This window comes from Alteromonas sp. AWM4_230 (genome assembly GCF_056158305.1).
On sequence record NZ_JBSWTB010000001.1, the window covers coordinates 3,666,029 to 3,688,520 of the forward strand.

At 44.5% G+C, this 22,492-nt stretch carries 20 protein-coding genes and 2 tRNA genes; 15 read left to right on the top strand and 7 right to left on the bottom strand.

Annotated elements, in window-relative coordinates:
* Positions 1-2 precede the first annotated feature (2 nt).
* Positions 3-1,385, bottom strand: a complete 1,383-nt coding sequence (locus ACXACS_RS15805) for an MATE family efflux transporter (protein ID WP_474807982.1) — start codon at positions 1,383-1,385, stop codon at positions 3-5.
* Between the two features lie 998 nt (positions 1,386-2,383).
* Between ACXACS_RS15805 and ACXACS_RS15810 the strand changes: the two genes are divergently transcribed.
* The 9 genes from ACXACS_RS15810 to ACXACS_RS15850 all read left to right on the top strand — a co-directional run bounded on the left by ACXACS_RS15810 (position 2,384) and on the right by ACXACS_RS15850 (position 9,990).
* Positions 2,384-2,460 (top strand) — tRNA-Asn (locus ACXACS_RS15810).
* Positions 2,461-2,487: 27 nt separating this feature from the next.
* A tRNA-Asn gene (locus ACXACS_RS15815) sits at positions 2,488-2,564 on the top strand.
* 194 nt (positions 2,565-2,758) lie between these two features.
* The gene (rsxA, locus tag ACXACS_RS15820) at positions 2,759-3,340 is read left to right on the top strand and encodes an electron transport complex subunit RsxA (protein ID WP_179982770.1); all 582 of its coding nucleotides are present in this window, start codon (positions 2,759-2,761) and stop codon (positions 3,338-3,340) included.
* The gene (rsxB, locus tag ACXACS_RS15825) at positions 3,340-3,921 is read left to right on the top strand and encodes an electron transport complex subunit RsxB (protein WP_179982769.1); all 582 of its coding nucleotides are present in this window, start codon (positions 3,340-3,342) and stop codon (positions 3,919-3,921) included. Before rsxA ends, rsxB begins: the two co-directional genes overlap by 1 nt.
* A gap of 5 nt (positions 3,922-3,926) precedes the next feature.
* On the top strand, positions 3,927-6,515 hold the full coding sequence (gene rsxC, locus ACXACS_RS15830; RefSeq protein WP_474809306.1) for an electron transport complex subunit RsxC: 2,589 nt from the start codon (positions 3,927-3,929) through the stop codon (positions 6,513-6,515).
* Positions 6,512-7,597 (top strand): electron transport complex subunit RsxD, encoded by a 1,086-nt coding sequence (gene rsxD, locus ACXACS_RS15835; RefSeq protein ID WP_474807984.1) that lies wholly within the window; start codon positions 6,512-6,514, stop codon positions 7,595-7,597. Before rsxC ends, rsxD begins: the two co-directional genes overlap by 4 nt.
* Positions 7,597-8,451: an RnfABCDGE type electron transport complex subunit G gene (locus tag ACXACS_RS15840; RefSeq protein ID WP_474807986.1), complete on the top strand. Its 855-nt coding sequence runs from the start codon at positions 7,597-7,599 to the stop codon at positions 8,449-8,451. Before rsxD ends, ACXACS_RS15840 begins: the two co-directional genes overlap by 1 nt.
* A gap of 1 nt (position 8,452) precedes the next feature.
* Positions 8,453-9,145 carry an electron transport complex subunit E gene (locus ACXACS_RS15845; RefSeq protein WP_474807988.1) on the top strand — a complete coding sequence of 231 codons (693 nt, stop codon included), beginning with the start codon at positions 8,453-8,455 and terminating at the stop codon, positions 9,143-9,145.
* A 122-nt stretch (positions 9,146-9,267) separates the two neighbouring features.
* Positions 9,268-9,990: an endonuclease III domain-containing protein gene (locus ACXACS_RS15850; protein WP_474807989.1), complete on the top strand. Its 723-nt coding sequence runs from the start codon at positions 9,268-9,270 to the stop codon at positions 9,988-9,990.
* Positions 9,991-10,058: 68 nt separating this feature from the next.
* Here ACXACS_RS15850 and ACXACS_RS15855 read toward each other — a convergent pair whose 3' ends face one another.
* Positions 10,059-10,859 (bottom strand): hypothetical protein, encoded by an 801-nt coding sequence (locus ACXACS_RS15855; protein ID WP_474807991.1) that lies wholly within the window; start codon positions 10,857-10,859, stop codon positions 10,059-10,061.
* A 198-nt stretch (positions 10,860-11,057) separates the two neighbouring features.
* Here ACXACS_RS15855 and ACXACS_RS15860 point away from each other — a divergent pair, with 198 nt between their 5' ends.
* Complete coding sequence (locus tag ACXACS_RS15860; RefSeq protein WP_474807993.1) at positions 11,058-12,476, top strand: M20/M25/M40 family metallo-hydrolase; 1,419 nt, start codon at positions 11,058-11,060, stop codon at positions 12,474-12,476.
* Positions 12,477-12,710: 234 nt separating this feature from the next.
* Here ACXACS_RS15860 and ACXACS_RS15865 read toward each other — a convergent pair whose 3' ends face one another.
* Positions 12,711-12,890 carry a hypothetical protein gene (locus tag ACXACS_RS15865; RefSeq protein ID WP_474807995.1) on the bottom strand — a complete coding sequence of 60 codons (180 nt, stop codon included), beginning with the start codon at positions 12,888-12,890 and terminating at the stop codon, positions 12,711-12,713.
* A 163-nt stretch (positions 12,891-13,053) separates the two neighbouring features.
* Entirely contained in the window at positions 13,054-13,266 is a 213-nt protein-coding gene (cspE, locus tag ACXACS_RS15870; RefSeq protein ID WP_025254517.1) for a transcription antiterminator/RNA stability regulator CspE, read from the bottom strand.
* Positions 13,267-13,594: 328 nt separating this feature from the next.
* On the opposite strand from cspE, the gene ACXACS_RS15875 reads away from it, so the two are divergent.
* The 3 genes from ACXACS_RS15875 to glpQ all read left to right on the top strand — a co-directional run bounded on the left by ACXACS_RS15875 (position 13,595) and on the right by glpQ (position 16,206).
* Positions 13,595-14,305, top strand: a complete 711-nt coding sequence (locus ACXACS_RS15875) for an SDR family oxidoreductase (RefSeq protein ID WP_474807998.1) — start codon at positions 13,595-13,597, stop codon at positions 14,303-14,305.
* A gap of 200 nt (positions 14,306-14,505) precedes the next feature.
* On the top strand, positions 14,506-14,901 hold the full coding sequence (gene gloA, locus ACXACS_RS15880) for a lactoylglutathione lyase (RefSeq protein ID WP_474808000.1): 396 nt from the start codon (positions 14,506-14,508) through the stop codon (positions 14,899-14,901).
* A gap of 108 nt (positions 14,902-15,009) precedes the next feature.
* The gene (glpQ, locus tag ACXACS_RS15885) at positions 15,010-16,206 is read left to right on the top strand and encodes a glycerophosphodiester phosphodiesterase (RefSeq protein ID WP_474808002.1); all 1,197 of its coding nucleotides are present in this window, start codon (positions 15,010-15,012) and stop codon (positions 16,204-16,206) included.
* Between the two features lie 37 nt (positions 16,207-16,243).
* On the opposite strand, the gene ACXACS_RS15890 is transcribed toward glpQ, so the two are convergent.
* On the bottom strand, positions 16,244-17,116 hold the full coding sequence (locus tag ACXACS_RS15890; protein ID WP_474808003.1) for a flagellar protein MotY: 873 nt from the start codon (positions 17,114-17,116) through the stop codon (positions 16,244-16,246).
* 339 nt (positions 17,117-17,455) lie between these two features.
* Here ACXACS_RS15890 and rnt point away from each other — a divergent pair, with 339 nt between their 5' ends.
* Complete coding sequence (gene rnt, locus ACXACS_RS15895; RefSeq protein ID WP_474808005.1) at positions 17,456-18,091, top strand: ribonuclease T; 636 nt, start codon at positions 17,456-17,458, stop codon at positions 18,089-18,091.
* Positions 18,092-18,162: 71 nt separating this feature from the next.
* Here rnt and ACXACS_RS15900 read toward each other — a convergent pair whose 3' ends face one another.
* Entirely contained in the window at positions 18,163-18,768 is a 606-nt protein-coding gene (locus ACXACS_RS15900; protein ID WP_474808007.1) for a peroxiredoxin, read from the bottom strand.
* A gap of 296 nt (positions 18,769-19,064) precedes the next feature.
* On the opposite strand from ACXACS_RS15900, the gene ACXACS_RS15905 reads away from it, so the two are divergent.
* Positions 19,065-19,259: a bacterioferritin-associated ferredoxin gene (locus ACXACS_RS15905; RefSeq protein WP_179982758.1), complete on the top strand. Its 195-nt coding sequence runs from the start codon at positions 19,065-19,067 to the stop codon at positions 19,257-19,259.
* Positions 19,260-19,409: 150 nt separating this feature from the next.
* Here ACXACS_RS15905 and ACXACS_RS15910 read toward each other — a convergent pair whose 3' ends face one another.
* On the bottom strand, positions 19,410-22,481 hold the full coding sequence (locus tag ACXACS_RS15910; RefSeq protein WP_474808009.1) for a TonB-dependent receptor domain-containing protein: 3,072 nt from the start codon (positions 22,479-22,481) through the stop codon (positions 19,410-19,412).
* Between the last annotated feature and the right edge of the window lie 11 nt (positions 22,482-22,492).

Sequence of the window (22,492 nt, forward strand, 5' to 3'; positions counted from 1 at the left end):
TATTAGCTGCGCTCAGATGTTTTTTTATCTGATTCAAACTGAGTAATCGCACGTTTGAAAACAACAAATGAAACACACGCCATTGCAATATTGGCAATGACAGTACCGGCAAATAACCCTTTCAGTTCAAATAGAAAACTACCGGCAACACTTATTGGTACGAAGAAAATAAATAAGCGGATGACACTTAATACTAATGCCGTCATGGGGCGGTGCATTGCGTTCAACGATGAATTAGTCAGAATTATAATGCCTTGCATGCCATAACCCAGAGGTACAATCATCAAAAATAGCTGTATTAATACGCTTACCTCTGCTTCATGGGCAAAAGCAACGGCTATCCAGCTAGACATTGCCCACATAAAAAGAAAAATGCCGAACTGCCAAACAAGAACAAACTTCAAAGTAAGCGAATATGCTTTTTTAACCCGCTCTACCTGCCCTGCCCCTACGTTCTGGCTAATAAATGGAGGCAGCGTCATGGAAAGTGCTAGTACAACAATACTAGCAATAGACTCCATTCTATTTCCCACTCCCCACGCTGCAACCGCTTCAGCGCCGTAGCCAGCAACTACAGCTGTCATTACACCACCGGCAACAGGGGTAAGCATATTCGCACCTGCCGCGGGCAGTCCTATCTTGAGAATTTCACGGCTGCTATCACGCAGCTCGGCGAGTGTTAGAAGTCGAGGTAACATTAACTTTCGACGAACCGATAAAATATAAAGTATCCATATTGCGCCAACTATCCACGCGATAAAGGTAGCTAGCGCCGCACCTTTTATTCCCATCGCCGGTATAGGCCCAAGTCCGAATATAAAGATAGGGTCTAGCAACGCATTTAGACCGCCCCCTGCTGCCATCACTATGCTAGGCGTTCGGGTGTCACCACATGCGCGAAGTACACTATTGCCCACCATAGGCATGGCTAAAAAGATGCTCGACAAATACCATAGCCCCATATAGTCAGATATATATGGCATTAAGTTGTCTGTGGCATTAAGCAGTTTAAATACAGGCTCTATGGTAAAAAAGCCAATTATTGCTAATGTCCCTACCAGCAACACCGACAGCATTAGCGAGCCTGTAGCATAGTGTTGGGACTTGGTTATTTCCTTACTCCCTTGCAACTTCCCTATTATTGCTGACGTTCCTATACCTAAACCAATGTTCAGACTGATTACTGTAAAAGTTACTGGAAAGGTAAAACTGATAGCAGCTAGTGGATCTGTGCCCAACAAGCTGACGAAAAAGGTATCGATAAGCCCAAAGCTCATCATCATTACCATTCCTAATATCATAGGAATAGTCATACGCTTTAACGTAGTACCTATATCTCCTCCCAATAAGTCGGAAGTACGTTGTTTAGCGTTACTTTTTATCACTAGATCTCCGGCTGAATGAATTTCCCTCATTAATTGCACGCTAGTGTAAAACGGTGAACGCTATTTAGCCATTCTGTTTCGATAAACAAAGCAAAGAGCAAGAGGGAGAGAAGAAATATGGTGTTTTTAATAAAAATGCATGCGTTCTACGAATTTGTTCGCTATTCGCTAAAAGCACTACTTTATCGATAGTTGTACGCGATAAATGTGTCAGTAAGTCCGTGACAGTTTAGTTTCTATTCTATTTCACTTTTAATATAGTCACTTCTGAAGTTCGTTCACGTTAAGTTTTCACTGCTTAACGATTGAAAGAACAACAAAAATGTTAATATATTGTAATAACCTGGGACATAACATGGATTTCGTTGGATAGCATTTAGTCATTCGTTGAATTAACACACAAGCTACTTTTTGTTCAACCGATCAATTTAGATCGAAGGATGCGATCACAAAAACAGCGCTAACCCTTTGTAGTATATAGAATATCACCCCACATTCAGGCCTATTCAATCGGATCAATTAATACCTGATCTTACAAAAGCAGTAGGCGAATCTAAGCTATCAACATAGTTATCCACAGATTTAGTGGATAACTACCGCCAGACCATATTCGGCGGGATTTCGTGCTCGATTAATTTCTCATCACGTAAGTGGTGACTAACCTTTTAATCCTCAGGTACAGGTTACAGATTTATTAAAGCCTGTACATAATAACAGTATGGAAGCGATTTTTTATTCTTTTTAGTTATAGCCTTTAACTTTACCGAGATATATCAGAAAAAAGAAAAAATCATTTCTTTAAAAGCTAAAAGCACACGTGTTTATGTGTAAACAAGCAATAATGTGCAGTTATTAACCATCACTTTCGCCACATTGACGACAAAATGAGCATTAAAGCCGTAAAAAGCTATTTTTTGCGCAGTCAGCACAAATATTTCATTTATGTTGTTGACAGTTCCTAAGTACGTCTTTAATATTCGCCTCCGTTGAAGCACAGGTCCCCCTTAGCTCAGTTGGTTAGAGCGACGGACTGTTAATCCGCAGGTCCCCCGTTCGAGTCGGGGAGGGGGAGCCAACTTCAGCAAACAACTTAGGTGTCGATTCCCCCTTAGCTCAGTTGGTTAGAGCGACGGACTGTTAATCCGCAGGTCCCCCGTTCGAGTCGGGGAGGGGGAGCCACTTAGTTGGCTTCTAAATCGCCTCACCCACATCATTCTATTTTAATTCCTAAAACAACGCGTTTAGACATTAAATAACCCTAATTCAATCAAGTTGTTAAACCCGTTCTAAAAAGGGATAATAGACCTAATCTGTTTTTCTTTTTAATTCGCGGGCATTGTCCGTCAAAATTCCTCGAAGGAATTGCGTTATTCATGACTGAATTTTTACTGCTATTGATTGGTACAGTACTGGTTAACAACTTCGTGTTGGTTAAGTTTCTCGGTTTATGCCCATTTATGGGTGTATCTGGAAAATTGGAAACCGCCATGGGCATGTCTATGGCCACCACATTTGTACTCACCCTTGCCTCGGCTTCAAGTTACCTGGTTGAAACCTATTTACTTGCGCCTTTAGGTATTGGCTATCTCAGAACCCTGGCCTTCATCCTTGTTATTGCGGTGGTTGTTCAGTTCACAGAAATGGTAGTGAACAAAACAAGTCCTACCTTATATAGATTGTTAGGTATATTTCTTCCTCTTATCACAACCAACTGTGCAGTTCTTGGTGTAGCTTTGTTAAACCTTACGGAGCAGCATAATTTCATGCAGAGCCTTATTTATGGATTCGGGGCTGCAGTAGGTTTCTCCTTGGTATTAGTGTTATTTGCAGCTATGCGTGAGCGCTTAGCAGCTGCTGACGTACCTGTCTCATTCAAGGGTGCATCAATTGCCATGATTACCGCAGGCCTTATGTCCCTCGCATTTATGGGATTTAGTGGGTTGGTGAAGGTGTAATGTCGATGTCTACTACGATCATACTTGCTGTCATTGCAATTGGCGTCCTAGCCCTTATTTTTGGCCTAGTCTTGGGCTATGCGAGCATTCGCTTTAAAGTAGAGGGCGACCCCCTTGTCGAGCAAATCGACGCCGTGTTACCACAAACCCAATGTGGTCAATGTGGTTATCCAGGTTGTAAACCTTATGCTGAAGCCATTGCAGATGGCGATGACATTAATAAATGTCCTCCGGGCGGTGAAGCAACGATCAAAAAACTTGCAGACTTAATGGGGGTTGAACCCAAGCCCCTTGACGCAGCACACGGCGAAGAAGACGTCAAAAAAGTTGCTTTCATTCGAGAAGATGAGTGCATCGGCTGCACCAAATGTATCCAAGCCTGCCCTGTCGATGCCATATTAGGTGCCGCAAAACACATGCATACAGTTATTACTGATGAGTGTACAGGATGTGACTTATGTGTAGACCCCTGCCCTGTCGACTGCATTGACATGGTGCCAATCGTTCAAACTACTTCTACATGGAAGTGGGATTTCGAATCATCACCTAAAGGTGATATCCCTATCAAAATGGTATCGTAATTGTGATGTATCCAAGTTTTGATTCAATTATAGAAGCGCTTGAAGCGGGGAAGCTGTACTCATTTCCAGGTGGTGTGCATCCTGACGATAAAAAATCACTTTCTAATACGTCGGTAATTAAAAAGCCATCGTTGCCTGAGTTATTGATAGTACCATTGCGCCAGCACATTGGTTCAGACGGCATATGCTGCGTAGAAGTTGGCGATACCGTGTTAAAAGGCCAAATTCTTTCGCAAAGCTCCTCGCCTTTTTCGGTACCTGTACACGCTCCCACCTCTGGAGAAGTCGTTGCAATAGCGCCGCATGTTATTGCTCATCCTAGCGGCTTAACCGAAATGTGTATATCAATACGCCCGGATGGTAAAGACACATGGTGCGACCTATCTCCAATAGCAAATTATAGCGACATAGATAAGAACAAGCTTATAGAAGCTATTTGCCAAGCAGGAATTTCAGGAATGGGTGGTGCCGGCTTCCCTACCCATATAAAAACCTCAACGTCTAAACCTGTTGAGTTTCTTATTTTAAACGGGATCGAGTGTGAACCTTATATCACATCTGATGACCGGTTAATGCGTGAGCACGCATGGCAAATACGCCAGGGTTTAGACATTCTGACTCACCTTATCGAACCTAAGGCAATTATTGTTGCGGTTGAAGACAACAAACCCGAAGCGTTCGAGGCACTCAATATTGCCTGTCAGGATAAGAAAGACTACCGCGTGGTTAGCGTTGAAACTAAATATCCTGCTGGCGGTGAAAAGCAGCTAATTCAAGTTGTTACTGGCCGAGAAGTGCCAAGAAATGGATTGCCTGCCGACGTAGGCGTGATGATGTTCAACGTTGGTACCTGCTATGCCATTGCAGATGCTATTTTACACGGCAAGCCGCTGATTGAGCGGGTTGTTACCGTAACCGGTGAAGCAGTTAAATCCCCTAGCAATTTCAGAGCGCTATTAGGTACACCAGTTTCTCATTTGTTAGAAGAAGCAAGTTACAACCCGAAAAAACAGAAAGCGCCCAAAGTCATTATGGGCGGCCCTATGATGGGTTTCACCTTATCAGACGCAACTATTCCTGTGGTAAAGACCACAAACTGTTTACTAGTCCCGGCTAAAAAAGAGCTTGTAGATGATAATGCAGAACGTCCGTGTATACGCTGTAGCGCGTGCGCCGACGCATGCCCTGCGTCATTGCTTCCCCAACAGATGTTTTGGCACGCCAAAGCAAAAGAATACGACAAAGCCGAAGAATATGACCTTTTCGACTGTATAGAGTGCGGCGCATGCGCTTACGTTTGCCCCAGCGAGATACCGCTGGTGCATTACTATCGCCAGGCTAAGTCTGAAATACGCATTCAGCGTGACGAAAAAAATAAAGCTGAAAAGGCCAAGCAGCGTTTTGAAGCGCGTAAAGAACGTTTAGAGCGTGAAAAGCTGGAGCGAGAAGCAAAGCATAGAAAAGCAAAAGAGGCGCGGTTAGCCGCAAATAAAGCCAAAGAACAAAACGCTGCAGCTGTAGATAATGCAAATAGCACGGCTGATACTGGCGCAACGGGAGCAAAGGATAAAGTAGCGGCGGCGCTTGCACGCGCAAAAGCAAAAAAAGCGGCAATGCAGGCCAAGGCTAAAGACGAAAATATGCCAGTAAACGCTGACGAGCCTAACCCAGCGGCAGACGATAAAAAAGCTCAGGTAGCCGCTGCTATCGCCAGAGCGAAAGCGAAGAAAGCAGCCCAAGCTCAAGGCTTAGATCAAGCTGAGAACGTCACTGAGCCAGCGGCTCAGGTATCATCGCCAGAGGATGATAAAAAGGCAAAAGTGGCCGCTGCCATTGCTAGAGCGAAAGCCAAGAAAGCAGCTCAAGCTGGCCAGCATTCAGATGCGTCAACAGAAAACCAAGCGGGTTCACAAAGCGAAAAATCTGCTGGTCTTTCAAATAGCGAGCTTTCAAATACTGAGCCTTCAAAGACCGAAACTAACGCAGACCTATCAGTTGAGGAACAGAAAAAAGCGCGTATTGCAGCAGCCGTTGCTAAAGCAAAAGCGCAAAAAGCCGCTAAAAATAACACGAGCGGCCAACCTGAGCAGGCTACGTCCACTCAATTTGGCGAGGAGCAAGACAATCAGTCTAAAGAACCGCTAGGTGAACCGGACGCTAAGGATGAAAAGAAGGCTAGGATAGCTGCTGCCGTTGCTAAAGCGAAAGCCAAAAAGGCCGCGTCGCAAAAAGCACAAGCATCTAGCCTTGTTAGTGAAGCTGACACAGACAGCCAAGACGTTAGCTTGCAAAAAGAAGCGGATCCTCAAAGTGTCAACGGCCAAGATAATGGTGCTCAGGATAACAAGGCTTTAAATTCATCTAGCAACTTGAGCGAAGCGGAACAGAAAAAGGCCCGCATTGCTGCCGCCGTGGCAAAAGCAAAAGCCAAAAAAGCGGCCAAACAGGAAGGGAATCTAGAGGACAATATAAAAGGCGAGCAAACAACTTCTCAACACACTGCTCAAGATGAAAAGAAAGCACGTATAGCGGCAGCCATTGCAAAAGCAAAAGCGAAAAAAGCGGCGGCTGAACAAGAGAAAGAATCAGAATGAAGTTAAGTTTATCGAGTTCACCACACCAACGAGTTAAACGCGATACCGGACAGGTCATGCGCATGGTCATTTACGCTATGATCCCAGGCATGATAGCCCAATCTATTTTTTTTGGTTGGGGCATGCTTATTCAAGCAGTTATTGCGGTAGCAAGTGCACTAGTTATTGAAGGGGTTATTTTATATCTAAGAAAACGCCCTATCGAACGCACTCTTACTGATTACAGTGCGGTTTTAACCGGCTTGTTAATCGCGATTAGTATTCCACCTACTCTGCCGTGGTGGATGACGGTGACAGGCGTTTTCTTCGCCATTGCGGTAGCTAAACAGGTTTACGGTGGGCTTGGCTTTAATATTTTCAACCCAGCCATGATTGCTTACGTGGTGCTGCTTATTTCATTTCCTGCAGCGATGAGCCTATGGCTGCCTCCCGCGACTCACGCTGGCATCACGCCAAGCTTTTTAGATTCGGTTTCACTCATCTTTACTGGTTTTACTACCAGTGGATACGATGTCACTCAACTCAAAACCATTGCCGATGGTGTAACCATGGCAACACCGTTAGATACATTGAAAACCGACCTAACGCAAGGCGTAACCTACTCAGAGTCATTAGCCAAACCTATCTTCGATGGCGGTATATTCGAAGCCGCCGGTGCAGGATGGGGCATAGTAAGTCTTGCTTATTTACTCGGTGGTCTCTACCTATGGAAAACCCGCGTTATTAGCTGGCACATCCCAGGCGGCATGCTGCTGAGCGTATTCTTTTGTGCATCACTGCTTCATTTAGTTAACGCCGACTACTATGCTTCACCGCTATTCCACCTGTTTAATGGGGCAGTAATGGTAGGCGCATTCTTTATCGCCACCGACCCGGTTTCAGCGTCAACAACCCCAAAAGGCCGAATTATATTTGGAGCTGCCATTGGTTTTTGGGTAGTTATAATACGTACATTTGGTGGTTACCCCGATGCGGTGGCGTTTGCGGTGATCATTATGAATATGGCGGTACCGCTTATTGACTATTACACCCGCCCTCGTGTTTACGGTAAAAATGTGGGCAAAGGCCGAGGTAAGCAGTAATGATGAAAGATAGCTTGGCCAAAAACGGCCTTATGTTAGGTGCGTTTGCCGTTGTCACCACAGCGTTAATAGCGTTAACCTTTTTCAGCACCCAAGACAAAATTGAGCAACAAAAGCAGCAAAAGCTTCTAAGCGTACTGAATGAAGTCGTACCTAGCGAATTCCATGACAATGCTCTGTACGCCAACTGCACAGAAGTCAATGCCCCTGAACTGGGCATAAAAAAAGCCCATAAGATATACCGTGCCACGCTAAGCGGCCAACCTAGCGCGCTCGTGCTGGAAGTCACCGCCCCCGATGGTTACAGCGGTGATATAGATATTGTTGTCGGTGTAAAAGTAGATACACATATTGGTATCGATAAACAACAGAGTATGAAAAGCGACTCCCGTAGCGGTGAGAGTGAAAACCTCAATACCTCTGCCCTACCACTTACCAATATGGCAGAGCTCGGCGGGAGTTCTTCCGAAATGGATACGGCTGAAATAAAAACAACCAATATGAGAGTGCTTGGCGTACGCGTTATCGAACACAAAGAAACCCCTGGACTTGGTGATAAAATAGAGCTTGCAGTAAGTAATTGGATCACAAACTTCAGCGGCAAGTCTTTCTCACCAGATGACTTAGCTCCATGGCAAGTCAAAAAAGATGGCGGCGAATTTGACCAATTCACAGGCGCTACTATAACGCCAAGAGCGGTAGTCACAGCCGTACGTGAAGCTTTACTTTACGCTCAGGCTAACCAAAGCGCGTTATTCTCCGCTCCCAACACCTGTGCAACAACAGATTCGGTTGAAACAATAGACGCCGTTAACGTGGATGAAACGCAACCTCATAGTGTAGAGGAGTTATAACGTGACTGACTTTCGCGACCTGTCCTTGCAAGGACTTTGGAAGAACAACCCTGCGCTAGTACAGCTGTTGGGATTGTGCCCCCTACTAGCCGTTACTGCTACCTTCATTAATGGTTTAGGACTTGGCCTTGCTACCATGTTGGTTTTAATTGGCAGTAACATTACCGTTTCACTCGTTCGAAATGTGGTAAGAAACGAGATCCGTATCCCTGTTTTCGTTATGATTATTGCAGCATTTGTAACCATTGTTCAGCTTTTAATGAATGCCTATACCTACGACCTTTACTTGGCGTTAGGTATTTTCATTCCACTGATTGTAACTAACTGCGCCATTATAGGTCGCGCAGAGGCCTTTGCATCGAAAAATGGGCCCCTTGCGTCCGCATACGATGGGTTCATGATGGGCTTAGGCTTTACCGCTGTGTTGGTTGTACTAGGCGGCATGCGAGAAATATTGGGTGCGGGTACGTTATTAGCGGGTGCAGATAGGCTATTTGGCCCCATTGCTGCGAACTGGACTATTACACTGTTCAACACAGAAAACCCATTTCTACTTGCCATATTACCGCCGGGTGCGTTTTTAGGAATGGGACTTCTTATTGCTATTAAAAACAGCGTAGATGCCAAGTTAGCAGCTAAGCAAACATCGCCTGCGGTGAAAGCTGAGCGCGTGCGCGTCACTGCAGAGAGTTAAATCATTCTGTAATTATTAGCGTGGCTTGACGGAGTAAGCGAAAACTTCAGCAGATGGCGCAAACGTTTTAACTTAAAAAATTTACACCTTGTTTAGCGACCATATTAAAAAAGTATATAGAAATGAATGATGTAGTTAAGCCGGCAAAGCCGCTTTCTAAGCAGGAAAAAGTAAAAGAAATAATGCGAATTTTGGATGACCTTTATCCAGAAATTCCTATCTTTTTAGATCACAAAGACCCATATACGTTACTCATTGCGGTTCTATTATCGGCCCAATGTACCGACGAGCGCGTTAATCAAATTACGCCAAAGCTGTTCGCCCGCGCAGATAACCCCTACGACATGGTGTTGATGAGTATTGAAGAAATACAAGACATTATCCGCCCTTGTGGATTATCGCCTATGAAGTCGAAAGGCATTTGGCATTTGTCCGATATGATCATTAAACAACACAATGGTGAAGTTCCAGCGAACTTTGAAGCGCTGGAGGCCATGCCTGCTGTTGGCCACAAAACGGCCGCGGTGGTTATGTCGCAAGGCTTTGGTATTCCTGCTTTCCCGGTAGATACTCATATTCATCGTTTGATGTACCGCTGGGGTTTATCGAACGGAAAAAGCGTAGAGCAAACAGAACGCGATGCAAAACGCCTGTTCCCTAAAGAAAGATGGAACGACCTCCATCTGCAGATTATCTTGTACGGCAGAGAATACTGCCCTGCTCGCGGTTTTGATTTAAATAAGTGCACTATCACCCGTGAATTTGGTAGAAAGAGCTTTATAAACGAAGTGCTGAAAGAACAAGAGAAAAAGCAAAAATTGGCGCTTAAGAAGAAGCGTAGATAGAACTTAAGGCAAGCCTTTGCGATTCAAACAAGGAGTCTATAGACTCCTTGTTCATATACCGGATAGCGCTAATCTTGCGGGCTAAATTGGCGAAAAGCATAAGCTCTTGATGAAGCCTCTGTTGATATGACAATACCATTTCTCTCAACAATCGAGTTCTGATATTCAAAGGGAAATACACCATAAGCGAGAAGCCCTTCATATTCGAAATCTTCAAAGCAAGTCTCCGCTTTAATCGTAATATCGAAAAGTGAATTGATCCCGATAATTGGCTCGACAGAGCCTGAGTATATGCAACCATTAGTATCTGAACCGCTGATCATCCCTTCGTTATCGATAGCAAACGAACGAGTGTAGGCGCCATCAGACCAAGAACTTGCATAATTGCCAGCAATATCGATAAGTGAAACATCCTCGGTAGCGCTGACTTTGTTGGCAGAGAAATCAAGTGTGAGACCCGATACTGTCGCTGAGCCTTCTAAACTGTCACCATTCGCTGTGAGCTGCATTGTGCCATGCTTAGTCATGCCTTCTCCTGGATACAGCATGGTATCGTCAGAAGTAAAGGTATCTTCGCTTATGTCGCCGTGAGCAATAAGCGTGTCTCGCGAGGCCTGCGAAAATACAATAGCTTTACCTTCAGAGGAAACCGCAACAACAACCTCTTCTTGCCCATCTTCAACTGTTGAAGTTTGCCCAAACCATACGCCTAGTACTGAATCTGGCCTCACTACATTGTCATTTGAACTACCGCCACAACCAACAAGCCAAAATGCACAGACCAATGAACCGAAACAAGCCTTATTGTTGATAATACTTGAGAAGGCTAATGTTCTATTTTTGAAATAAGTATAGAGAGGTATCTTCATATTTACTTTCCTTGTTATTTTTTTCCTTTTCAGAAGGTAACATTATTTTTAACAACCAAGTAGATCTGCTTTGCGATTAACTTACGACTTCGGCTTGTGGTTTACCTCGAAAGCACATCTCAATTTGGCTATGATAAGCACGTCATATTTTTGCTCACGCAAATAAACAAAAATATAAAAATAATCCACGGAGAACACATGTCCCGATTGAATAATATCGCTAGGAATCTAGCGTTTGGTGCACTAGTAAGTGCATGCAGTTTCGGTGTTTTTGCTGAAACTTCCCCCATTACTGACGAGCAAAAGAAAAATGCCGAGACGCTAATTCAAAAAGCGCTGAAAAGTGACTTAGGCTATAGCATCGTAGAATCACTCACTACAGAGATAGGCCCACGCCTTGGCGGTTCAGAAGCAGAAAAGCGCGCCAGAGATTGGGGTGTTAAGGTAGGAAAGAACCTTGGGTTTGATAAAGTGAGCATTGAAGAGTTTACCATGCCCTTCTGGGACAGGGGTCACTTACATATTTCACTTACTGCGCCATACATGCAGCCCCTTTACGGTACCGCATTAGGTGGAGCGGCTCCTTCAGAGAGCGAGATCAACGCTGACATCGTGTATTTCAGGGATATTCATGCACTAACCGCAGTTAAAGACGGCGCGCTGAAAGGCAAAATTGCGTTTGTCGATGGCGATGCCATGGTAAAAAGTCAAACGGGTGCGGGCTATGGCCAAGCAAATCAACGTAGACGCATTGGCTGGCAACATGCGCAACGTGGTGGTGCTGAAGCCTTAGTTGTACGTTCGGTAGGCTCAGACTCTCATCGCTTCCCTCACTCTGGCATGATGAGCTCAGACGGTGATGAGTGGGCTGATATCCCAGTAGTTGCTATTTCTAACCCCGACGCCGATCATTTACGACGCCTACACAATTTAGGCAAACCACTGTCGTTATCGCTCCATTCTGAGTCAAAGTGGAAAGGCGAAGTGAATAGCGGCAACGTAATACTAGATTTAGTAGGAAGTGAAAAGCCTGAAGAGATTGTGCTCATTGGTGGCCACTTAGACAGCTGGGACTTAGGCACCGGCGCTGTAGATGACGGCGCGGGCGTTGCTATTACCACAGCGGCAGCCGCATTAATTGCATCACTGCCTGAACGCCCTAAACGCACCATTCGTGTAGTTATGTTTGGCGCTGAAGAAGTAGGCTTGTTAGGCGCGTTTGCTTATGCAAAACAGCATGAAAAGAACCTTGGTAACCACGTACTTGCCACAGAGTCTGATTTTGGCGCGCAAACAATTTGGCAACTTGTGTCGAATGTGAACCCTGAAGCAACAGTGCTGGTAGATGAAATCGCAAAAATCCTGTCCCCGCTAGGTATAATTCGCGGTGGTTCAGACGTTGCTGGTGGCGGCCCCGACATTATACCGCTAGCAGCGAAAGGCGTACCGACTATCCGGTTGAACCAAAACGGACGAGATTATTTCGATCTTCATCACACGCCTGATGACACATTGGATAAAATTAACCCTGATGAACTGGCGCAAAACATTGCAGCTTATGCAGCGAGTATATATTTGATAGCAGATTCAGACGTCGACTTAAAAGCCAAACAATAACCACAGGTTATTTCTATAATGACGTTGGTTAGTACACACCCGTACTAGCCAATGCTTCTCTTGCAACAGCACCATTATTTACAGCGCTTAATACATACGATGCAGTTGCACGACTGAACACGTAAGACCTATAACCTTTTAGCTTTTTAGCATCATTATTGACTATACAGCGATAAAGTCTCTTAAGCGCTTGTTATCAAGCACGAAAGCATAGAATGGATAGTTAGAACTTAATTAGCTCTCTTGAATAAGCTGATCAATAAATCGCTTTGCTTCTTGTCTCGATGATAATTGAACATGTCGATAGGTGTTCGCATGTTTAAAGGCAACAGCTGTTTTATTTATGGAGATATTTGAAATTAACGCACCTGGAATAAGGCTGTTAATGGTAGAGATAGAGATTTGAAATTGCATATTAAATACTTTTTTATTGATATTGTTTGTTTTGAATTCCTCGCAGGTTGGGTTAAGAAATCTAAAAACGAAAATTAGGCTCTTTCACATTTTTCGTGGAAAAGAGCCCATCTTTGCGGGTTACTTCAGATAAGAGAAATAACCCTAAGCTGGCTTACAGATCTTAAAGAACTGTTACGTTAGCAGCTTGTGGGCCTTTTTGGCCTTGTTCAACTTCAAAGCTAACCGCTTGACCTTCAGCAAGAGTCTTGAAGCCGTCAGAAGTGATTGAACGGAAGTGTACGAATACGTCTTTGCCACCAGCTTCAGGAGTAATGAAACCGAAACCTTTTTCTTCGTTAAACCACTTAACTGTACCATTTACAGAATTAGACATAATAATAACCTTTTAAAAAATTGATGTAATGGTGGAAGCCACCGAATAGCAATAGACATAACTAAGCTAGTAAAGCAGTTGTATATCTATCTAGCACTTCAATTTGAAGGTATAAAGAAAGGTACAGCGCAGTATTAGGTAAAGCATAAAACATATCTAGAGCGAGCGAGACAGTACAGGTAATTAGTCGCCATGTCCAATTATTTCGGGATTATTTTTTAAGCATTGCAACGCGAGCTTATCATTTGGGCCCACAATGAATACGTATGTTTGTATAACGCCAATAGCGGCTAAGTTAATCTTATTCTTTTTTCGCTAGGTTTTAATTATGACAGACATGTACTTATTATCGGGTAAAACCGCCATTGTGACAGGTGGCGGCAAGGGGCTGGGTAAAACTATTACCCGCTTTCTATTAGATGCAGGAATGAAAGTAGCTATTTGCGGACGCACTGAAGAAACGATTAACGAGACAGTTAAACAATTAGATTCGCTATTTCCCGGTAAGGTCATTGGGGCGAAATGTGATGTATCAAAAAGTGATGAAGTAGCAAGTTTCGTAAAAGAAGTTAAAAATACATTTGGCGAACTTCACGTTCTTATCAATAACAGTGGTTTTGGTAAAGAAACGCTCATCTGGGAAACCAATGAAGACGATTGGGACGAAGTGATGGATACCAATGTAAAAGGTTCCTTCCTTATGTGTAAGCAAGTAGTGCCTCATATGATTGAAAATCGAGAAGGTTACATTATCAATATTGCCTCTCAGGCGGCACTAAATGGGTATGCCAATGCAGGCGTTTACTGCGCGTCGAAATTCGCATTGGTGGGGCTTGGGAAAGCTCTGCAAGAGGAAGTGCGACCTTATGGCATTCACGTTCACTCACTCAACCCTGCGTTAATTCAGTCACAGAAAACAGGATCTGAGAATGTAGACAAGGGTCTGATTCAAAACGAAGACTTAGGAAAAATGGTGGTTTATCTGTTAAGCCAACCACGTAGACTTAAAATTGATAATATCGGCATGTGGGGTTTTTAATACGTTTAAGGGGAATGGTAAAACTGTCTTAAAGCGTTAACATTTTCCCATTATCATGGTGTGTCGTTTGCGTTGACCAACGAAAGTACTATGCGGGGATCTGTGTTGCTAGAGTTCTGGGTACATGTGGCAACTGCTAACGCACACTTACAATGCAGTGTACCATCGGGTAACTCTGATGGTTCAAATAGGAAATAGTTATGCGAATGCTTCACACCATGCTTCGAGTTGAAAACTTAGAGGCGTCACTTCACTTTTACACCTCATTGATGGGCATGCGCCTTCTTCGACAATCAGAAAACAAAGAGTATGAGTACACCCTCGCTTTTGTAGGATATGGAGAAGAGACCGATAGCACTGTGTTAGAACTTACCTATAACTGGGGTGACAACACCTACGATAAGGGTAACGCGTACGGCCACATCGCCATTGAAGTAGACGACATCTATAAGTTTTGTGAAAACTTAGAAGCAAATGGCGCTGAGGTGTATCGTAAACCCGGCCCCGTAAAAGGTGGCTCTACCGTCATCGCTTTTGTTCGCGATCCAGATGGGTATGCCATAGAACTTATTCAAAATAAGTCTATTTCATTATAGCAGCACGACGTCGCCAATATCTTTTAAGCGCTTGCAACATAAGCTTTCTGTGAAATGTACGGCATAAATAAGAAGGCGATAAATGTAAACACATGGAGTGGCAGTCACATGCTAGGTAACCGTTTATTATTTTCTTTAAACCGTGTAAGCAAGGCTGTAGCGGGTTCGTCGAACAAGCTTAAGCTGCTATTAAAGGGCAATGCTAGGTTTCGCAATAGATATACGACCAGGTTGGCATCGTTACTACCTGCTTTGGTGGTGCTATTTACAGGTGCCCTTGCCTCTGAGAGTACGTTTGCAGCTGATGCTACGAATAGTAAAACTTCGCACGCTGAAGCAGAACATACCGCTAGTGAAAGACTGCACTTTACCGTTATCGCCCATCGCGGTGCTTCTGGCTATTTGCCGGAACACACACTTGAAGCAGCCACGCTAGCATTCTCGCTGCGTCCTGACTTTATAGAGCAGGATGTTGTTATAACCAAAGATGACATTCCAGTGGTACTACACGACATTCACTTAGAGACAGTCACTAATGTAGAAGACATTTTTCCAGCACGTCACCGAAAGGACGGACGCTATTACGCCCGTGACTTCACCCTCGAAGAGCTTCGAGCATTGCGGGTACATGAGCGTGCCAACAGTGATGGCAAACAAGTTTTTAAAAGTAGGTACCGCGGCTCCCAGGCTAATTTCAAAGTGGCCACGTTAAGTGAACACTTTGAGCTAATCAGCGAACTTAATCGCCAATTCGGCACGTCTGTAGGCGTATACCCAGAAGTAAAGTCCCCTGCTTTTCACATTGCTGAAGGTATTGATGCCAGTAAGATGGTTATCGACACATTAAAAAACTACGGGTTTGCGGGAGAAAACGGCAATAGTTACCTGCAGTGCTTTGACTTTAACGAAGTCAAACGCATTCGTGAAACCCTTGGCTATAAGGGCAAAGTAGTTATGCTGATTGGCGAGAACGATTGGGGCGAGAGCGACACCGACTACGATTGGCTGCGTACACAAGATGGCATGAAGCAAGTCGCGAAGTATGCAAACGGCATAGGCCCTTGGTTAGGCCATTTAATGGATAATGAGGCGATGGCTAAAGGTAAAGTTGAAGCAGCTAGTTGGCTTAAGTACGCTCACGATAACGAACTTACCATTCATCCCTACACTTATCGTCAGGATGCGCTTCCGGCGGGCATGTCTGGAGAACAAGTTTTAGATGTATTGCACAAGGTAGTGCGAGCTGATGGCGTTTTCACCGACCATTTAGTGCCTGTATTAACCTGGCGAGACAAAACAAATTAACGCAAGTTAAACGGGTTTAAGGCGCTTTAGCAAGCGCCTAAGACTTGGATAGTCGTACCACTACACGTCTGTTTTGTGCACGGCTTTCCCGCGTATCGTTTGGCGCGATATGACGTTTTTCACCGTGGCCTGTCAGCTGGATCCTATCTTCAGGTACACCTAGCGTAGTTAAATAACTTTTTACTTCATTGGCCCGTCGAATAGACAATTGTTCGTTGTTGTAACGTCCACCGTAACTGTCCGTATAACCATCGAGAAGCACAAGCTCCAATTCGCTGTCTTCTTTTAAATATTCGCCAATCATAGTTAAACGCTTTTGTGAATACTTAGTAAGTTCGGTGCTGTTATTCTGATAAGACAATACGGTGTAAGCAATGTCATCAAAACTAAAAGGAAGCAGGTTCGACACGCACTTAACAAAGTCGCGATACACGCCTGAGAAGTTGCTTGCGTTTAATGCCACGCTCACCTGGTCATATTTGTTATACCAGTCTTGATAGTAAATCGTGGGCCAAAAGCCTTTTTCTAATTCAGATAACATGGTCCATGCAGCATCCTGCGGCAGGTCGCCATTGTATTGCTTTCGAATAGACATATCCGCGATGGTCTTTGGCGCCACACCCGGCATCCACTTTGGCGGAACAGAGTAGACCGCAGCCACATCGAACTTGTTTGGCAGCATGTACATATCTAATTCAAATTCCATGTTGAGCTGCTTCGATGCAGAACTAGTGAACATGGCTTCGCCGTAACCAGGGAGTTCGTGGTTAAGCGTACACTGCAGGCGCGTGTCAGAATCAATACGCCAGTTGGAGCTTTCTATGGTTGCAGAATATTGCCGCATGGCAGCATGGGACGACAGCGACCCCACCATCCCCAATAAAGCGATATATTTTAATTTCGACACCATTTCGACACCATAACGAAAGTCAGACTAACATGAATGTAGGCCTTTCATACGCCCACCAATCTCTAGCGCCATAAATTGTACCCATTCGTTTTAAGTCGCGAATTGAGTGTTCTAAAAATTCATGGTTAATATGATTATCGTCCAAAGTGTAGAAAAGTTTAGCGCTTAATACCATTAACGTTTCGTACTACTAGCGCTTCTCATCTTCGCGGTTTTCAAATTGAAACTGGCAACTCGAAGATATCCTTGCGATAATTCTTCGTGCTAATAAGTTTCGCAGGTAGGTTTGCATAAAAAGCGACCAACCAGTTTCTGCAATCTAGTCTTACAAGAGTGTTTATGTCTGCCAACCCGCCCCTTCTTTCCCAGCGCTTTCGAGGTTATTTCCCTGTTGTTATCGACGTTGAAACGGCCGGATTTAATGCAGGCACTGACGCCTTATTAGAGTTAGCAGCGGTTACGGTGAAAATGGATGAAGACGGTATACTGCATCCAAACCAAACCTTTCACTACCATATAGATCCGTTCGAGGGCGCTAACCTTGAGCCTGCGGCATTAGAATTTAATGGCATTGATCCGAATTGCGCATTGCGAGGTGCTATTGAGGAAAGCGAAGCCATGAAGGATTTATGTAAAGGCATTCGCAAAGCACAGAAAAATGCAGACTGTCAGCGTTCTGTTATCGTTGCTCATAACGCAACTTTTGATCAAAGCTTCGTTAATGCTGCGATTGAGCGCTGCAATATAAAGCGCACGCCCTTTCACCCATTTGTTTCCTTCGATACCACCAGCCTAGCGGGCCTTGCCCTTGGTCAAACTGTGCTGGTAAAAGCATGCCGGGCGGCTGGGATATCGTTTGACCAAAATGAAGCGCATAGCGCCCTTTACGATGCACAGAAAACCACCGAGCTATTTTGCTATATGGTAAATCGCTATAAGGCCTTAGGTGGCTGGCCAGTAGAAAATCAAGAATAGTTTTTTCGATAAACGCCATAAACAAAAACAGCGCCAAAAGGCGCTGTTTTATTATCTTTGAACAGGTTAGCTTATAGCTTGTCTGCTTCTTCAGATAGGTATTTAGCTACACCTTCAGGTGATGCATCCATACCTGATTTACCTTCGGTCCAACCTGCTGGGCAAACTTCGCCATGCTCTTCGTGGAACGCTAGTGCATCAACCATGCGAAGCATTTCGTCAACGTTACGACCAAGTGGAAGATCGTTTACTACCTGGTGACGTACCATACCTTCTGCATCAATTAGGAATGAACCGCGGAAAGCAACACCATCTTCAGGGTGCTCAACATCGTATGCTTGGCAGATGTCGTGTTTTACGTCAGCAACAAGAGTGTATTTAACTGGACCAATACCACCTTGATTTACTGGGGTATTTCTCCACGCATTGTGTGAAAATTGAGAGTCGATTGAAACACCAATTACTTCAACACCGCGCTTTTTAAACTCGTCATAACGCTTGTCGAAAGCGATAAGCTCTGACGGGCATACAAAAGTAAAATCTAGCGGGTAGAAGAATACAACCGCTTTTTTACCCTTGATTGCTTCACTTAGTGTGAAAGAATCTACGATTTCACCGCTACCAAGTACCGCTGCAGCAGTAAAATCAGGCGCAGGACGGCCAACTAATACACTCATGAGTCTCTCCATTTATATTTGGATTGTAATAATAGAAGTGATTACATTGCGTAACCACTTTGATAGAAAATTTCCTTCCCAGAAAATAGGTACGAATACGGAAATAACAATGTTAAACAATGAGTTTTTTTACTGCTCGTACCAATAATGCTCGTCCACATAAATAATTAGCTAGACATTACCCAGTCATTACCCACTCATTACCAAATTGTGGTTTATTAAACTTGCCATTATCTGCTTGCCAAAACAAAGAATAACAATTATTATCATTTACAGATTCATTTGGAGTACGTTTAATGTTTGTTTGCATGTGCTATGGGGTAACAGATAAAAGCATTCGCGCGGCGGTTGAAGAAAACGGCGTGGGAAATGTACGTGAGTTACGCCAACATTTAGAGCTAGGCTCACAGTGCGGTAAGTGCATCAACATGGCGCAACAAATTATCGATCAAACCATCATTGATGAGTCGCTTTTCAAAGACGTCGGCTAATATTAAAGTCCAAGGCTATCAAGGCTAAATATCGCAGTCTTATTTCCGAACACGCTTACCCTATCTATTGAAGTTAACGCTTTATTCATCTTAAAACGCTCGGTTTAGCTCCCTCACCTTTTCTTAATTAAGCTTCGTCAGTACTTTCAGCTAATTAAAGCGATACTCGACACCTGCATAGTAAAACGCGCCATTAATGCCGCCCGGAGATGTTGGAGGGTAAAGGGCCCCCACTTCCCCTTTAAAGGGGTTTTCATCTGGCAACGCATCAAACAAGTTCTGCGCTCCAAAAGTAAGTTGAGTATCAGGCAAAACCTTCCAAGCGAGTTGAGCATCGAAAGTGGTTAGCGCACTGCCGTAAATATCCAAGCCTGCCGAAGCATCTAGATGATCTTCATAAAATTTACCGTAGTAGTTTATACGCCAAGTGAAGGCCCATTCATCTTTTGACTGTTCTAAGGTAATGCTCCCTCGATGAGCAGGGAGATTGTCCTCTAACATACGTATTCGAGCCTCGGTTAAGTTGGGCAGAAGCGTTGTTTCCCCATCGCTTAACACCGGGTACAGAGATACACGCTCAACTTGCGTGTCTGTCCAGTTGTAGGCAACCAACACAGAGTTTGACCAGTCACTTAACGCAAAATTGTAGTTTACAACTAAATCGATACCCTGGGTTTTGGTATCAAAATCATTGGTAAAATACTTAGCGGAGTTATATCGGGCCGCATCAAAACGCCCTTGAGCAACAAGCGTATTAACGTCATCCTCGGTTAAAGGAATGGCCGATGTGGTACTGATACGATCGGTAAGGCGAATATTAAAATAGTCAAGGGTAGCAAAGAAGTTGTCACTTGCTTGCATAACCAAGCCCAAGCTAAAGTTTACTGACTCTTCAGGCGTCAGCGGCGTGGCCCCAAGCTGCTGCGAGATAAGGTCGGTTGGCGGCAATGTTGCTTGGTCTTCCAAGCCGTTAAGGCCATAGGCAGTAGTTACATTTATAACATTACTTTGGCCCACAGTCGGAGCTTTAAAGCCCGTATTTAAAGAACCTCGCAGTGCAAACATATCGTTAAGTGTGTAGCGAGTACTTAGCTTTCCATCAAATGTTGACCCGAAATCACTGAAATGCTCTACTCGCGTTGCTACACCAAACTGCCAATCTTCAGTCGCGTAAAATTCCAAGTCGGCATACACAGCCCAATTGCTGCGACTCCAGTGACCAGCAGACTGAGGTTGATAACCAGGAAAACCGTTAGAGCCTATTGAGAAGCCTTCACTTAAGCCTATCGGTGGTTCTAAAGCGAAAGGGCCAGCGATATACGAAGCTTCATCTCCCGCTTTTTGAAAATACGTCTCTTTTCTCCACTCAACGCCAGCAGCAATGCTCACCGGGTCGTCAAAAATAGTCTGGATCAGTTTAGTAAAGTCTAAGTTTAGCGTGCGTTCTACTTGTGATACCCCGCCTGGAGAAAAGGTCGTTGGGCTTTGCGGCCCTAGCGAAGGATTAACCGTATTCGATATGGTGTACTCAATATCGCTATAGCCCAAGGTGGCACTGATATCCATCGCCCAACCGTGAGGCAATTCATGCTTTATACCCATTGCAATAGATGCATCGGTTATCGTACCACCGAATCGAGGAGTAAAACCACCAGGGAACCACTCATTGAAGGCAAAGCAGTTTGCTCCAAGTGCTGTCGTGTTATCTGCAATAAGTTGGTAGTCGGGATCTTCTAGCACATTGTCATTCGATAAAGAGATTGAAGGGCATGCTATGCCGCTGTTTAGTCCATCTAAATCGGCAACGATAAGACGGCTTTCGCCGGTATTTGGATCCGTTCGGCTAAAAACACCTTCACGAGTTTGCGGGTTTCGAAAATAAAAACCTCCGTTTATTTCTCTTCTCGCAGCGGTTGCAAAGCTATAAAAATGGGAGCTTGCCGAAAGATCAGCACCAGTATTGAGTGCGAGCTTAATATCCTCGCTAACATCAAGTGCTCCCCAAATTTGAGATGGCGAGGCAATAAAGCTATTTCCTTGGTCAATTAGCATTTGAGCATCGCCTCGCTGCACCGAGCGCGACGTGCCGTTTTGCTGTCGGTATTCCGCAGTGGCGTTAAAAAATCCCGAGTCTCCTAACGCAAAGCCTTTATTAAGTTGTATTTGAAACAGTTCGCCATCACCCTCGCTGTATCCTCCGACTTTAAGCGCAACGTTCCCACCCTCACGGTCATCTTTTAGCACAAAATTGATCACGCCAGCGATAGCATCTGAGCCATACTGGGCAGAGGCCCCGTCTCGCAGTACTTCCACTTGTTTTAACGCATAAGCAGGTATAACGGATATATCGGGACCTTGAGCACCATCAGATAACCCCCCGCCTAAAAACGTAATAACCGCTGAGCGATGTCTCCGCTTGCCATTTAAAAGCAACAGAGTGTGATCTGACGACATGCCTCTTAAATTAGCAGGCCTCACCAAGCTACTTGCATCATTGATGGGCTGGTCGTTCACGTTTAGTGAAGGCACCATAACGCTTAGCATGGAAAGGACGTCGCTATTGCCCTGAGAACTTAGTTTATCTGCTCCAATAACATCAAGAGGCACTGCCGAGTCGACAGCGCTTCGAGGCGCGTTACGAGAGCCAACGATAGCAATTTTTTCAAGCCCGTTTGTGCCCTCGTCATCTGACTGTTCATTATCATCAGGCTGTTTACTTTGCGCTGTTAGCGATGCACGAGAACGAATACTCAACGCCCCATTCTCATCAGCAACCACCGCTAATTCCGTTCCCTCAAGTAATTGAGCCAATGCTTCACTTAAAGTAAAGGTTCCTTTAAGCGCATTGGTCGTTACTTTCTTCGCCAAATCAAAAGGAAACAAAAGGGTAGTGTTGGCTTGTTTAGCTAATTCAGTTAAGGCTTCGTTAGCGTTCTGTGCTGGAATAGAGAAACTAAAAGCATCGGGCGCTGATGCCGGAAGAGTTTTAGAAGGTTGAGAATTTATTAACGTCGAACCGCTTTGGTCTTGCGCGTAAAGTGACGGTGTTACGAATAAAAATAAACATACACTCGAGGCAATATGTAAGGGCGCTGCAAGAGCAACGTGAGAAAACCACGCCGTTGTTTTGTGCGAAACGCAACCAGCCGAACACGCAAGGGCATGCAGCTTCTCTATTGCCTTTTTCGTTTGCCTGCTTATCGCTAAATTGCCGTAATGCAAGATATATGGTC

Bases quoted from the DNA above. Each gene is read 5' to 3' on its own strand.
- rsxA (WP_179982770.1), top strand. From the start codon at position 2,759: ATGACTGAATTTTTACTGCTATTGATTGGTACAGTACTGGTTAACAAC.
- rsxB (WP_179982769.1), top strand. From the start codon at position 3,340: ATGTCGATGTCTACTACGATCATACTTGCTGTCATTGCAATTGGCGTC.
- rsxC (WP_474809306.1), top strand. From the start codon at position 3,927: ATGTATCCAAGTTTTGATTCAATTATAGAAGCGCTTGAAGCGGGGAAG.
- rsxD (WP_474807984.1), top strand. From the start codon at position 6,512: ATGAAGTTAAGTTTATCGAGTTCACCACACCAACGAGTTAAACGCGAT.
- ACXACS_RS15840 (WP_474807986.1), top strand. From the start codon at position 7,597: ATGATGAAAGATAGCTTGGCCAAAAACGGCCTTATGTTAGGTGCGTTT.
- ACXACS_RS15850 (WP_474807989.1), top strand. From the start codon at position 9,268: ATGAATGATGTAGTTAAGCCGGCAAAGCCGCTTTCTAAGCAGGAAAAA.
- ACXACS_RS15855 (WP_474807991.1), bottom strand. From the start codon at position 10,859: ATGAAGATACCTCTCTATACTTATTTCAAAAATAGAACATTAGCCTTC.
- ACXACS_RS15860 (WP_474807993.1), top strand. From the start codon at position 11,058: ATGTCCCGATTGAATAATATCGCTAGGAATCTAGCGTTTGGTGCACTA.
- ACXACS_RS15865 (WP_474807995.1), bottom strand. From the start codon at position 12,890: ATGCAATTTCAAATCTCTATCTCTACCATTAACAGCCTTATTCCAGGT.
- cspE (WP_025254517.1), bottom strand. From the start codon at position 13,266: ATGTCTAATTCTGTAAATGGTACAGTTAAGTGGTTTAACGAAGAAAAA.
- ACXACS_RS15875 (WP_474807998.1), top strand. From the start codon at position 13,595: ATGACAGACATGTACTTATTATCGGGTAAAACCGCCATTGTGACAGGT.
- gloA (WP_474808000.1), top strand. From the start codon at position 14,506: ATGCGAATGCTTCACACCATGCTTCGAGTTGAAAACTTAGAGGCGTCA.
- glpQ (WP_474808002.1), top strand. From the start codon at position 15,010: ATGCTAGGTAACCGTTTATTATTTTCTTTAAACCGTGTAAGCAAGGCT.
- ACXACS_RS15890 (WP_474808003.1), bottom strand. From the start codon at position 17,116: ATGGTGTCGAAATTAAAATATATCGCTTTATTGGGGATGGTGGGGTCG.
- rnt (WP_474808005.1), top strand. From the start codon at position 17,456: ATGTCTGCCAACCCGCCCCTTCTTTCCCAGCGCTTTCGAGGTTATTTC.
- ACXACS_RS15900 (WP_474808007.1), bottom strand. From the start codon at position 18,768: ATGAGTGTATTAGTTGGCCGTCCTGCGCCTGATTTTACTGCTGCAGCG.
- ACXACS_RS15905 (WP_179982758.1), top strand. From the start codon at position 19,065: ATGTTTGTTTGCATGTGCTATGGGGTAACAGATAAAAGCATTCGCGCG.